Source organism: Exilispira thermophila (assembly GCF_055389015.1).
The window spans coordinates 356968-371428 of sequence record NZ_AP042476.1; the positions used below are offsets into that span (position 1 = coordinate 356968).

Below are 14461 nucleotides of genomic sequence, written 5' to 3' on the forward strand. Positions count from 1 at the left end.
TTTAATTGACAATCTATTCTTTTGCTATAATTAATTCAAATAAAAAATAATTTATCTTTTGCTATAATTTATTCAGATGAGAAATAGTTTAAGATTTTAAAAAGGATATCTATGGATAAATTTACTGGTAATAAAGAAATAAAAAGTATTAAAGAGATAAGAAATAAAAAAAAAAATAAATCTCTAACTTTATTCTTAAAGATTTCTTCTTTTCAAATATTAGCCATGTTTAGAAGAGGTCTTTTTTATTCATATCTTTCTATATATTTAAGATTTTATCTAGGGTTATCTGTTACACAGACAACTTTAATGGCGACATTACCAATGATTTTCAATTCCTCTTTTCAGATGTTTGTATGGGGAAAAGTATCAGATAGATATCAATTAAGAAAAACTCTTATAATTATTGGAGAAACTATAGCTGGAATTTTAACATTGATTATCTGGTATTTGCACTATATATCTAACAATAAAATTGTTTCAGGTTTTATTATTATAGGAGGGCTTGCTTTTATTGAAATATTCTGGTCAATGTCAAATGTTGGTTGGACTGCTATGATTTCAGATTTTTATAAAGAACATGAAAGAACTTCTATTCAAGCAAAATTAACTTCTTTAGGTGGAATAGGGAGAATTATAGGTGTTCTTATTGGGGGAATATTATATAATGGAGCAGGAAATTATTTTGATGGATGGGGATTTTATAAAGGTTATCTTTTCTTTTTTGCTTCATTTGTCATGATAGTGTCAACTATTCCAATTTTTTTTATTCCTGAAGGGGGAATATATAAAGAAAATGATAGTAATAATCCTACTAATATAAATAAAATAAAAGATGCAAACAAAAAAAATAAAAAAAAGGTTAAAATTAAAAAAGATCAATATTTTGAAAAAAAGAAATTAAATAGTTTAAATGAAAATAACTTATCAAAAAATGAGGAAAAGATTTCTTATAATCTATTTTTATTATTTTTAATAGCCTTAACATTTATTAATTTTGGAAGAAACTCTATAGCACAGATAAAGACACAATATTTGTTTTTGAAAAGTGGTTTCAATGTTTCAAGTATAACTTTAAGTTATATTGTTAATATGCAATCTCTAGCAACTATATTAACTGGATTTTTAATTGGAAAAGCTTCACAAAAAATAAACGATGAAATTTTGCTTTTGTCAGGTGTCTTATTAACTATGCTTCATCTTATAGGATTTGCAGCAGCTTTAAAGTTATGGCAAATTTATGTTTTTAATTTTATTGCTGGAATTGCAGAAGTAATAATTATTTCGTCATCATATACAATTGTATCAATTTTGATTCCACCAATTAAAAGAGCCAGATTATTTGCAATATATAATGCAACATTTTTTTTAAGCTGGGGTTTAGCAGGTACATTTTTTGCTGGACCAGCTGTTGATTTCCTATTAAAAAAAGGGTTAACCCAGAATATAAGTTACAGGTTTTCATTTATTATTGGTTTTTTAATTACATTAATAGGATTATTAATATTTATTTTATTTATTAAAAAGAAAAAATATCATGCTATAAAATAAAAATTAAATAAAAGCAAAAAATATTGTTTAAATAAACGTACTAAAAATAGAACTTATGCAAAATGCAAAAAATATCATTTAAATAAAATAAATAAAAAAAATTAAAAACTTTAATAAAGTTTAATTTATTTTGTAAAAAAATATGATATTTTCTTGTTAATTAAGATATGATATTTATGTAATTAAAAGGTATTTTAATATTTTTTGACTAAAAAATTTAATTAAAAAATTGAATAAATTTTTCAAGGAGATTCTATGATTTTAGTTATTGGTGGAGCAGGTTATATTGGTTCTCATATTTGTAAAATGCTATCAAAGAATGGATATGATGTTCTTGTTTATGATAATCTATCAGCAGGGCATAAAGAATTTATTAAATGGGGTGAATTTGTTAAAGGTGACCTTGCAGATAAAGAACTACTTAATAAAGTATTTGAAAATTATAAAATTGATGCTGTTATGCATTTTAGTGCTTTTATATTTGTTGGGGAATCTGTCAAAAATCCATATAAATATTACCATAACAATGTTGCAAATACATTAAATTTATTAAATACAATGTTAAACCATAATGTAAAAAATTTTGTATTTTCCTCCACAGCTGCAGTTTATGGGTTACCAGAAAATATTCCAATAGTAGAAAATGAGATTTTGAATCCAATAAATCCTTATGGCAGATCTAAACTTATGGTAGAACAGATTTTAAAAGATTTTTCCAATGCTTATGGGTTAAATTATGTTTCATTAAGATATTTTAATGCAAGTGGCGCAGATCCAGATGGAGAAATTGGGGAATGGCATAATCCAGAAACTCATTTAATCCCTTTAGTTCTGGATGCAGCAATTGGTTTTAGAGAAAATATTAAAATATTTGGAACTGATTATGATACTTTTGATGGTACATGTATAAGGGATTATATACATGTAAATGACCTTGCATCTGCTCATATTCTTGCATTAGAATATTTACTTGAAAAAACAAATAAAAATAGAAACAGTGAACCAGTTAAAGAGATTTTTAATCTTGGTAATGGTAAAGGTTTTTCTGTACGACAGATAATTGATCTTGCTAAAAAAATTACAGGAAAGGATTTTAAAGTTATTGAAACAGAACGAAGAGAGGGAGATCCTCCTATTTTAATAGCATCTTCTGAGAAAATAAAAAAAGTTCTGGGATGGAAACCTGAATTTGACTCCCCTGAAATTATAATTGAAACTGCATGGAACTGGCATAAGATTCTTTATGAAAGATATAAAAAAAAGTAGATAAGAATCTTTTTTCAAATATAATTAGTGGTTTATTTGGATGTGATTGTTCAAGAAAAAAATTAATTTAGAAACAGATTGAATCATAAAAAGAGGGGTTATAATGTTAATGAAATTGCTATTAATTTTTATCCTTTTAGGTGGAGCAGGTTTTGTAACATTATGGGTTAGAAATTTAATTAATGGGGAAAAAAAAATTTCCTGTAAAAGCATGTCAGTTGTTTGTATAACAATGTTTTCAATATTAGTTTTGTCGTATATAATTGTTCATTTTTTAAATCATTAAATTTTTTATATTTTTCTGCATTTTTATAATACTTGAAGTTCTTGCATGAATATATTTTAAAATATAATATGTATATTCAATTACCTTTTTTAAGTCCTTTAAGATAAATATTTTGTAGTCTTTTTATCTTTATTTAAAAATATTTACTTATTTCAAAATATTAAATTTAAAATTTATATTGACATTAATTTAACGATATGTTTAATAAAACATACGGAATAATAAAATGGAATATATATATTTAACAACAACATTACCTTATGCAAATTCAATACCTCATATTGGTCATGCACTTGAATTTATTCAAGCTGATGCTTATTCCAGATTTTTTAAGTATTATTATGGAGAAAAGAATGTATTCTTTAATGTTGGATTGGATGAACATGGTTTAAAATTATATAATACAGCAATAAAACATAATGTTACCCCTGTAGAATTAATAAGCGACTTAAGAATAAAATGGATTGATTTTTGTTCAAAATTTAATATTAATTTTGATGTTTTTTATGAAACATCAGATAAAAAACATTATACAGGTGTTAAAAATATTTGGAAAAAATGTTTATCAAATAATGACATTTATAAAAAGCAATATAGTGGTCTTTATTGTGTAGGATGTGAATCTTTTTTAAAAGAAAAGGATTTAGTTGACGGATTATGTCCAGATCATTTAATTAAACCTATATTGTATTCCGAAGAAAATTATTTTTTCAGATTATCAAAATATAAAAAAGAAATACTTGATTACATTAATAATAATGAGGATTTCATTAAACCATATTCTAAACGTATTGAACTAATTAATTTTGTTACTTCTATGGAAGATATTAGCATATCCCGAAACAGAAATACTGTACCCTGGGGTATCCAGGTCCCTAATGATCCAACTCAAACAATATACGTTTGGTTTGATGCATTGACAAATTATATTCAATCAATTGGTTATAATATAAACAATGATAATTTTAATAAATGGTGGCCTGGATATCAATTTTGTGGACCAGATAATTTACGTTTTCAAGGTGCTATCTGGCAAGCAATCTTATGTTCTTTGAATTTAAAATTTTCAAAAAAAATATTAGTTCATGGAACAATTTTAGGACCTGATGGCAGAAAAATGTCTAAAACATTAGGTAATATTGTGTCACCATTAGAACAATATGAGAAATATGGTTGTGATCCTATTCGTTTTTATATGTTAGGGTTCTTACCTACCTATAAAAATTGCTCATATAGAGAAACTGATTTAGTAGAATATTATAATTCATTTTTGGCTAATAGTTATGGAAATTTGATTAATAGATTAATCCATTTAAGCAAACAAAGGTCAATAAATTATAATAAAAAATGTGTTTCTGATAATTTTATTAAGAAAATTAATGATTTTACAAAAGCGGTCAAGCAATATTATTTAGATTTCGAGTTAAATTATGCAGTTAAACAAATTAACGAAATTGTAATGTTTGGGAATCAATATTTTAATAAGAATGAACCATGGAAACAAGAAAAAAATCAGGCAGAGAAAATTTTGGTTAATATTGCATACTTAATTAAGAAAGTAAATGAATTGTATTATCCAATTATTCCTGAATCATCACTTAAAATCAAAAACATATTAAATAACAAAGAACAAAAAATTATCTTTCCACGATTAAAAAAAATATAATGGTTTTTAATATGATTAAAAACATGGAGGGTCACATTATAAAAATAAGTATAATAATGGAATTACACATTTTTTAGAACATATGTTTTTTCGCAGTTCAATAAAAATAAAAAGTCAGCTAATGTTATATAATCTAATAGAATTTTATTATCAGTGACGATAAAGAGCTTTTGAAAGATTATAATACACTATTAGGGTTTGAAAAAGACAATTACTCTAAATCATCAAGAATTGGAACATTATTTTATACTAAAGATGTTATTCAAAAAATATTGGATTTTGTTAGCCAATAAAGATTATTAAAATAAGGGAATATAAAAAAAATTTTTCAATTTTTACTACTTTAGTTATTTTAAATTGTTTAAAAAAATACAATAGTAAATATAATTTGTTCAATTAACAAATGATTTATTGTTTTTAGTTTTAAATTAGTTATATTTTTTTTGATGTGTATAAAATAATTAATTTTCTTATACTTTATTATAATAGTTTCTTAAATTTATTTATAAAAAATAAAAATTTTTTTATATGAAAGATAGCATATAAGTTACAAAGGTCAGTAAACATGAAAAAATATAAAATTGTTACATATCTACCTCAGGAGTATATTGAAACAATGATGGAGGAATTAAATCAAGTAATTACACCTATTTTTGAAGGATATGATTTTGTTTTTTCTTATTACAAAGTAAAAGGCACATGGAGACCTTTAAAAGGTTCTAAACCCTTTTCTGGTAAAATAGGACAAATAAGTAGAGAAGATGAATTTAAACTTGAATTTACTATACTTGAAAGAGATTTGAAAAAGGTTATAGAAAAAATTATGAATATTCATCCTTATGAAAAACCTGTTATTGATATATATCAAGTTTTTATTTTTGAGGATATTATTTAGTGAATAGATATAAAATAAATAAATTAATTTATAACAAATGATATATACTATAATTATTAAAATAGCTATAATTAAAATTAACTAATAATTTTTAGATTATTGAATTATTTTGTACAGTAAATTATGTATTGTAAGAATTCTTTTGTAAATAACTTTAATATCAAAATTTGAATGGTGTTATTATTTATTTCACAGAAATGCTAAAAAACATTTCTTCATTTTACTTGTATATTTTATATTTAATAATTAATATTTTATAATTAATAATTATTTTTATCTTACAATTAATTTTATAAAACTTCCAAATAAAAAATGTCCCCCTACCTTTCTGAATTAACCTATAAATTAAACTGTTGACAATTAAAAATAAATTATATAATTGATAGTTCTGTATAAATTCTTATATAAATTAATAAATAAAATATGAAAAATAAAATAAATTTTAAAAATTTTTAAAATAAGGGGAAAAATATGAAACAAATCGAAAACTATAAAAAATTACATGTAAGTAACTACACAATAATAACAAAAATTAAAAAAATTAATAAGTATTTACTTTTACACGGGTTTAGTGGAGCTATTTCTTTAGTTTCAGAAAGACTTGGAAATATTTTGATTAATAATAAGATTGAACAATTGAACAAAGATGAGATAGATTATTTTAAATCAAAATATTTTATAACAGATAAAACTTTATTTGAAGAAAAAGAAGAATTAAAAAAAGCATATAACAAATTTGAAAAGATTTATAAAAAAGGTGCAGGCTTTCTTTTAATATTTAGTTATAATTGTAATTTTAGATGTCCTTATTGTTATGAAAAAAATTTATTAAGAAAAGGAAAAGATTGGTTAAATAAAAAAATGGATAGGCAAAATATAGATAAAGCAATTGAAGTGATGAAGGAACTTGATAAAGATGCTAAATCCATCTCTTTTTATGGTGGTGAACCACTTATGAAAGAAAATTATGATATTGTTGAATATGCAATTGAAAAACTTAAGGAAAATGGATTTACCCATTTTGATGCAATTACTAATGGTTATGATCTTGAAGTATATGAAAAATATCTTGGCAATACATTTAAGTTTTTTCAAATAACAGTTGATGGTCCAGAAAAGATTCATAATAAAAGAAGATTTTTAGAAGGTGGAAAACCTACATTTAATAAAATAATTGAAAATATTAACCTTGCATTGGATAAAGGTGTTAGAATATCAGTAAGAATTAATATGGATAAAACAAATGTTTCAGGGATAGAAGAATTAAAAGAGATATTTGATAAAAAGGGATTTTTGAAAAATAAAAATTTTTCATTTTATATATCTCCTGTTGATGGTAAAGATAAGAAAAATTATTTTACAAATCATGAATTAAAAACAGAGATTGAAAAAAGATATTCAAATGAAAAGTTTGATATAAATTCTGCACATAAAAATATATTTAATACCTTATATGGTTCATTAAAAACAAAATCACCATATATGTTTAAAATATTATCCTGTTCAGCAAATTCAAGTATGTATATATTTGATCCTTTTTATGATATATATCCATGCTGGGATTTAGTTGGTGAGAAGGAGTTTGTAATTGGGACATATAAAGATGGATTGAAGTTTAATGATAATAAAGGTTACTGGCATAATAGAGTTGTAAAAAATATGGAACAATGTTTGGAATGTAAATATGCTTTAATTTGTGGAGGAGGATGCAGTGCTAGAGCATATAGAAGAACAGGTACCATATTTTCAAAAGATTGTGAAGAAATTGAAAAATATTTTCCAGAAATTGCAAATAAAGCAGTAATTCAATTTTTAAATGAAAAAGATAATGATAAAATTATTATAACTAATAATGATAATAATATAAAAAAAAATAATAATGATAAAAAGTTAGAGAAAAAAGAAGAAGTAAAAGAAAAATAACTTACTAATCCTTTTAAGTGGCCACTTTAAGGATAAATTAATAAAATAAAAGTAGTGGAGGTTCTTTATGAGTAAAGAAATTATGGATCTAACAGAAGTTATTGTTCAGGATTTAACTGTTCAAGAACTTGAAAAAAGAATGGAGATGAGTGGAATAACACCTAAGTATCATAAATGCGATGTAGTTGGTGGAGGTTGCACAATGTTTGTATGTCCAAAAGATTGTCCACCAGTTATTCCAATAGTATGTGATGTATATGGTTTATGATACACTAAATTGATTATAATTTTACAAATATTTAATAATTGAAAAATATCCTCCTCTTTTAATTGCAAGAGGGGGATATATAATATAAAAAGATTTAATATCTAATATTTCTATCATTTTTACTTTTAAATTAAAAGATATTTTAAGATATATTATTTTATTATTTAAAGAGGGCATAAAATGAAAAAGAAACAAAAACTTATTATATTATTATCATTTTTAGTAATTGCTTTATTTATAGGTGCTTCATTTTATTTATTATACTCACAATCCTTTTATAATTACTTTTACAAAAAATATAATGAACATTTAGTAAAAAAATATAATTATCTGGGATTAGATAGATATAATATAAATTATAATGCTTACATTCCAAAAGAGAAATTAACAAAAAAAGAGGTGCTACAGGATTTAAAACAATTAAAAGAGGTTATTCTTAAATTTTATCCATATCCATATGATTATAGGAAATTTAAAAAGAAAGTTATAAAAAAATATAAGGAAAGTGTTTCAATAATAAAAAGTCATAAATCAAATGTTTTTAAAAAAGAAAAATATATTAATATTTTTTATCCTTTTTTAAATAGTATTAGAGATGCTCATTCTTTTATTTTAGTAAATATAAAAAATTTAAAAGTTAAAGTTCCATTGATAAAATTATTTTATGATTTTAATAATAATAATCTTTATTTGTTATATTACTTCGATAATAATGAAAATAAACTTAAATATTTAGATACAAAATTAAAGGTAGTTGAAATAAATGGTATCAAAACAAAAGAGTTTTTAGATGGAATTTATGATTATTTTAATATACCAACATATAATGCTTCAATTGCTTCAGTAATTAATGGAAAATTTTTAAATTATTTATATATGTATTTTTCATTTTTATTTCCTGAATATGATTATTATTCAATAAAAGTATTTGATGAAGAAAAAAATAAATTTTTATCTTTAAAATTAAAATGTTTTGATATAGAAAAAATAATAAATCTAATTTTAAATAATATAAAAACTATAAATAAAAAGAACAATGTTTTATATAATAATTTAATTGGATATAAGCCTATTGAAATACTAAATGATGAATATATGAAAATCTTTTATTTAAGTAAAATAAACACTCTATATTTTAAAATACTATCTTTTGGAGAAAGTGATACAAAATATATGTACCATTTATCTAATTATATAATGGAATTAAAAAATATTAAAGATAAATATTGTGCAGATAATATTATCATTGATGTTAGAGATAATGAAGGTGGATATTCTTTAATAGGTGAAAAGTTGTTGAAGAAAATATATAATTTAAATATTTATCCTAACTCTATTTATAATATATATATAACAAAAAATACTAATTTATTGCAAAGAATAAAAAGATTTAAGAATTTAATTTCTTTTATTAGGTTTTCACCAGTAATTTTGGTTAATAAAAGTTATCAAATAGATAAAAGCAAAATAAATACACTTTTTAAAAATATTTATGTATTACAAAATTATTTAGATTTTTCTGCAATCATTGTTTTTTTAAGTATTATTAAAAAGTACAATTTACCTTCTATTAAAATAGGAGAAAATACAGGTGAATTTAGTAGTTTTGGTTATTATGATGGTTTTTATTATTTAAAAAATTCAAATCTTTTATATAAGTTATCATCTAGATATTTAGATTTTGAATCCAAAAAGGCTGTATTGCCAGATATTGAAGTTCATCAAACTATTGATGATTTACTAAAAAGTAAAGATACTATTTTAGAATATACATTAAATTTGATTGAAAAAGCAAGAGATTAAAAATATGGAACTAAAAGATAAGCAGCTAATATCAATTGAAAAAGTAATTAATACAATTTTAAATTTATATCTAGAAAAAGAGATAATAATATCCAAATTAGATACAAGCCTTAAAGTTAATTTTTATTTTTTAAAATATAAAAATAATTATTTAATACTTTCTGAAAAAGAGAAAAAAATAATTGAAAATGTTTTTAATGAAAATAAGTATTATGAAAACAATAATATTTTTTTAAATGATACTATTTCAAATAATTATAATCATTTAAATATATCTAATGATGTTAAATCAACATTTGAAAGAATATACAATTTTATAATTGGTTCTGAAGAAAAAAGCAAATCTTATATTTCTTTAAGAATCCCTTTATTAAAGGGTAAATTACTAAATATTATTTCAAATATATTCAAAATATTTTTTAATAAATTTTTTTATTTTTCAATCCTTCCAGTATTGTTAATAAGCTTTTTTATTGTTATATTAAAATATAAAATGATTGTCCAGAGTGCGACCTCATTAAAAGGATTTGATTATATTTATTTATCAGTAGCATTATTTTTTACAACTTTTTTACATGAATTTGGACATGCTGGAGCATTAAAATATCATAATAAAACTCCTGCTATTATTGGATTTGGGTTTTATTTTTTTATGCCTGTTTTTTATTCTGATGTAACAGAAGTATGGGAACTTTCAAGATTCAAAAGGTTGATAATTGATGCAGGTGGGTTCTATATTGAAATGATATTTGCAACAATTTCAATGTTTCTTTTTTTCTTTTATAAAAAATATGATTTTTTTATTATATATTCAGGTTCAATTTGTTTTTCAATCCTTTATTCTTTTAATCCATTCATTAAATGGGATGGCTACTGGATTTTAACAGATTTACTGGGATTATTTAATTTGCATGATTTTTCAAAAAAGTTTTTTAAGTATCTATTTGAAGATTTTAAAAAATTTATAGGAAAAGAAAATAACAACTTTGCAAAAACAAAAACATTTTTATCTTTAATAAAAAGCCCAGAAAGGTATTTCTTTATTTTCTTTTCTTTCTTTACATATGTTTACTTAGGGTATTTTTATTATATATTTTTTGTTATGATTAAAAATATTTTACCTGTTTATTTAAAACAAATATTTTTAACATTTCAAAATATCTCATTATCAAATATTAATTTAAATATTATTATTGATATTTTATTTAAATTTATTTTTGTATTTGGAATGTTATTTTTCATTTTTACAATATTAAAATCAATGTTTTCTATTACATCAAAACAAGTTTTATCTTTTTTAAAAAAACAAACTTAATTCAATATTTTTCGTGGTTGGTGCAGATAATAACAAAATTGAAAATTATTGCATTTTTATTAAATAAATATAAACAAATATATATATCATAATTGAAATTTTTTGAATGATTGTCAGTTGTCAAAGATTAAAGAAATATAATGACTTCGTGGCAGGTGTAGTTAATAATAAAATTCGAAATTATTGTATTTGATTAAATAAGTAAAATAATATATTTATATCATAATTGAAATTTTTCGAATGATTGTCAGTTGCCAAAGGCTAAAAAAATATAATATTAAGTTTAGGTTAATGTTAAAATGATTAAAATAATAAAGTTACATAACTGACCTAACGAGAAAAATTTCAATTATGATATAATTTATTCTATTTTTTAAATATCTCAATAATTTCAATTTTATTATTAACAAAAAAGGGTTTTTCCCATTATTAAAATCCTGTATATCCATTTTAAAGTAATATAATAAAAATTTGATTATAGAGTAAATAGAAACAATATCATAAATTTTCATTTTAATTTAGTTTTAAAAATTTTTTGAAATAAATAAAAATTATATTAGATTATATTTTAAATAATATTAAAGTTAAAAAATAACATTATACATAAAAAAGAATTAATTTATTTGATTAAAAATATAGTAAAATTATAATTTTAAAAAAAGTGGGAGTAATTAAATGATTGAAAAAAACTTTATTTTTAATGATGGTTTAGGTGAGGAAATTTTTGTTTATATCTGGAGTCCAGATTATTTTAATTTTGATAAAATAAATTTTTTAGATTCTAGCGATCCAGCTTTTGAAAAGATTAAAGGTATTTTTCAAATATCTCATGGAATGGCTGAACATGCTAAAAGATATGAAGACTTTGCTAAGTTTTTGACTGATAATGGTTATATAGTTTTTGCAAATGATCATAGAGGGCATTTTAAAACTGCAAAAACTGAGGATAAACAGGGTATTTTTAATATTGAAGATGTAGAAGTTTTAAAAAAGAATTTCAATTTTGAAAAATTTATTAATTCTGTAGAAAAAACTTTTAATCTTAATTTTGAAAATAAATTAAATTCTATTGTTGAAAGAAATGATATAAGCTTATTTTTAAATGAAATAAACAATGGTTGGGATTTAGTTTTATTTGATATGTTATTGCTAAATATTATTATTAAATCATTATTTAAAGAAAAAAAAGTTTTTTTATTTGGGCATAGTATGGGTTCAATGCTTTCAAGAAATTATATTTCAAAATACAATGAATACTATATTAAACTTTATGATAAAGTTATATTGTCAGGTACATCTGGAGACCCTGGAATTTTAGGACAAGTAGGGTATTTAATAACAAAATTAATTATTCTTTTTAACGGTAAAAATAAAAGAAGTCCTTTTTTAAACAAACTTTCATTTGGTAAGTTTAATGATAATTTCAAACCTAACAGAACTGAATTTGATTGGTTATCAAGAGATGAAAAAATTGTTGATAAATATGTTGATGATGAATGGTGTGGCTTTATTGCAAAAGCAGGTTTTTTTCAAGATCTCTTAAAAGGGATATTTGAGATAAATAAAATTGATAATATTTTTAAAATAAATAAAGACTTAAAAGTATTATTAATTTCTGGTAATTCAGATCCTGTTGGTGATAATGGTAAAGGTGTTAAACAGGTTTATGATAAATTTAAAAAATGTGGAATTAAATCTGTTGAATTGAAATTATATGAAAATGCAAGACATGAAATCTTAAATGAAATTAATAAGGAAGAAGTTTATAAAGATATTTTAAATTGGGTTGAAAGTTAGAAAAAATAATATATTATTAGTATCTTTTAATTGTTCTAATAGATTAAATTAAAAAGATTACATATCTGACCTAATGAGAAAAATTATAATAATGATAGAATCTATTCTTTATTTTTTAAATTTCTCAGTAATTTCAATTTTATTATTAACGAAAAGGATTTATTTTTTATTTAAATATGGTTAATTAATGAAAAAAGTGTTTTTAAAGATTTATTCTTAAAATAAAGAATATTTTTTAAGGGGTAGAAATGGAAAAATTAAAATGTGCAATTATTGGTTGTGGCCGTATTTCTCATAAACATGTTGATGCTATTGTTAATAATTATAAAAATATTCTATTGAAAGGTGTTTGTGATGTTATTGAAGAACGAGCTAATGAAAGAGCAGAAGAATATGTTGATAAACTTTCAAAAAAGATAATTTCTGAAGGGGAAAATACAAAAAATATTAACAAACCTGAAATTTTTAAAGATTATAAAGAGATGATAGCAAAACTTGATCTTGATTTTGTTGCAGTTACCACAGAATCAGGATATCATCCTGAAATAGCAATATATTGTCTTAATAATGATTTAAATGTTATTGTTGAAAAACCAATGGCTTTATCTATAAAAGATGCAGATATGATGATTAAAAAAGCAGAAGAGAAAAACAAACTTTTAGCTGTTTCTTTTCAAAATAGATTTAATGAACCTATTCAAAAAGCAAGAAATGCTTTAGAAAAAGGAAGATTTGGTAAAATGCTATATGGAGTTGCTTCAATTAGATGGAATAGAGGAATGCAATATTATAATCAGGCTAAATGGAGAGGAACATGGGAACTTGATGGTGGTGCATTGATGAACCAGTGTACACACAATATAGATCTTTTACAATGGTTTTTGGGAGGTGAAGCAGTAGAAGTTTATGGTGTAACAAATAGATATTTAAGGGATATAAAAGCAGAGGATTTTGGTTCAGCTATTGTCAAATTTAAAAATGGAGCTATTGGAATTATTGAAGGTACTGTTGACATTTATCCAAAAAATTTAGAAGAAACTTTATTTTTATCAGGAAGTAAAGGAACAGTAAAAATTGGAGGCCTTGCAGTTAATCAAATTGAAGCTTGGAGATTTGAGGATTCCAAAATTGTTGGAGATACAGAGGAAAAAGTTTTAGGTGAAGGTTATAACCTTGAGGATAGAGATTTTCAGGCTGTTTATGGATATGGACACACTTACCTTTATAAAGATTTTTATGAATCTGTAATTAAAGGAAAGCAACCATATATTACAGGTAAAGAAGGGAAAAAAGCTTTGGAAATTATACTTGCAATTTATAAATCACAAAAAACTGGAATACCAGAAAAACTTCCATTAGAAGATTTTTCCACTTTAGAGATGAAAGGTATATTTGATAAATAGAAATTATAAACTAAATTTTAATATATTAGATTTTATTATATTCTATTTTGTGGTAAAAGAGTAATTCTGTTAGTCAGAATCTCAATTAGGAGATGTGATAAAAATCAATAGCAGGGGATAAAGAAACTGCTTTCAGGCAACGAAAATAAACCTGAAAGCAGATAGGCTTAGGTTCGACATTTAATTTGGTCAAAAAGACCGTTTAGGAGAATGAAGAGCCTACAGCCGAATCAACATAATAATCGGATTTTAACAATCCAGATTGAATAGGAGAATGGATTATTCTCT

The 14461-nt window shown here is 22.4% G+C and carries 12 protein-coding genes and 1 pseudogene; all 13 read left to right on the forward strand.

Annotated features, from left to right (window positions below; all coding sequences use genetic code 11):
- Window positions 1–111: 111 nt before the first annotated feature.
- The 13 genes and pseudogenes from ACZ5EC_RS01470 to ACZ5EC_RS01530 all read left to right on the forward strand — a co-directional run bounded on the left by ACZ5EC_RS01470 (window position 112) and on the right by ACZ5EC_RS01530 (window position 14173).
- The gene (locus tag ACZ5EC_RS01470) at window positions 112–1551 is read left to right on the forward strand and encodes an MFS transporter (protein ID WP_464303192.1); all 1440 of its coding nucleotides are present in this window, start codon (window positions 112–114) and stop codon (window positions 1549–1551) included.
- Between the two features lie 255 nt (window positions 1552–1806).
- Entirely contained in the window at window positions 1807–2817 is a 1011-nt protein-coding gene (gene galE, locus ACZ5EC_RS01475; protein WP_464303193.1) for a UDP-glucose 4-epimerase GalE, read from the forward strand.
- A gap of 103 nt (window positions 2818–2920) precedes the next feature.
- Entirely contained in the window at window positions 2921–3103 is a 183-nt protein-coding gene (locus ACZ5EC_RS01480) for a hypothetical protein (RefSeq protein ID WP_464303194.1), read from the forward strand.
- A gap of 226 nt (window positions 3104–3329) precedes the next feature.
- Window positions 3330–4769: a methionine--tRNA ligase gene (locus ACZ5EC_RS01485; protein ID WP_464303195.1), complete on the forward strand. Its 1440-nt coding sequence runs from the start codon at window positions 3330–3332 to the stop codon at window positions 4767–4769.
- A gap of 34 nt (window positions 4770–4803) precedes the next feature.
- A pseudogene (locus ACZ5EC_RS01490) lies at window positions 4804–4926 on the forward strand (insulinase family protein); the annotation flags it as partial.
- 13 nt (window positions 4927–4939) lie between these two features.
- Window positions 4940–5062, forward strand: coding sequence for a hypothetical protein (locus tag ACZ5EC_RS01495; protein ID WP_464303196.1), 123 nt, complete (start codon window positions 4940–4942; stop codon window positions 5060–5062).
- A 272-nt stretch (window positions 5063–5334) separates the two neighbouring features.
- On the forward strand, window positions 5335–5664 hold the full coding sequence (locus tag ACZ5EC_RS01500; RefSeq protein WP_464303197.1) for a hypothetical protein: 330 nt from the start codon (window positions 5335–5337) through the stop codon (window positions 5662–5664).
- A gap of 471 nt (window positions 5665–6135) precedes the next feature.
- A complete protein-coding gene (locus tag ACZ5EC_RS01505) occupies window positions 6136–7587 on the forward strand; it encodes a radical SAM protein (RefSeq protein WP_464303198.1) in 1452 nt (483 codons plus the stop codon).
- Between the two features lie 67 nt (window positions 7588–7654).
- Window positions 7655–7855 carry a hypothetical protein gene (locus ACZ5EC_RS01510; protein ID WP_464303199.1) on the forward strand — a complete coding sequence of 67 codons (201 nt, stop codon included), beginning with the start codon at window positions 7655–7657 and terminating at the stop codon, window positions 7853–7855.
- 180 nt (window positions 7856–8035) lie between these two features.
- Window positions 8036–9658, forward strand: a complete 1623-nt coding sequence (locus ACZ5EC_RS01515) for a S41 family peptidase (RefSeq protein WP_464303200.1) — start codon at window positions 8036–8038, stop codon at window positions 9656–9658.
- A gap of 4 nt (window positions 9659–9662) precedes the next feature.
- The gene (locus ACZ5EC_RS01520) at window positions 9663–10973 is read left to right on the forward strand and encodes a hypothetical protein (RefSeq protein ID WP_464303201.1); all 1311 of its coding nucleotides are present in this window, start codon (window positions 9663–9665) and stop codon (window positions 10971–10973) included.
- Between the two features lie 675 nt (window positions 10974–11648).
- A complete protein-coding gene (locus ACZ5EC_RS01525) occupies window positions 11649–12770 on the forward strand; it encodes an alpha/beta fold hydrolase (protein ID WP_464303202.1) in 1122 nt (373 codons plus the stop codon).
- Between the two features lie 248 nt (window positions 12771–13018).
- Window positions 13019–14173, forward strand: a complete 1155-nt coding sequence (locus ACZ5EC_RS01530) for a Gfo/Idh/MocA family protein (protein ID WP_464303203.1) — start codon at window positions 13019–13021, stop codon at window positions 14171–14173.
- Window positions 14174–14461 lie beyond the last annotated feature (288 nt).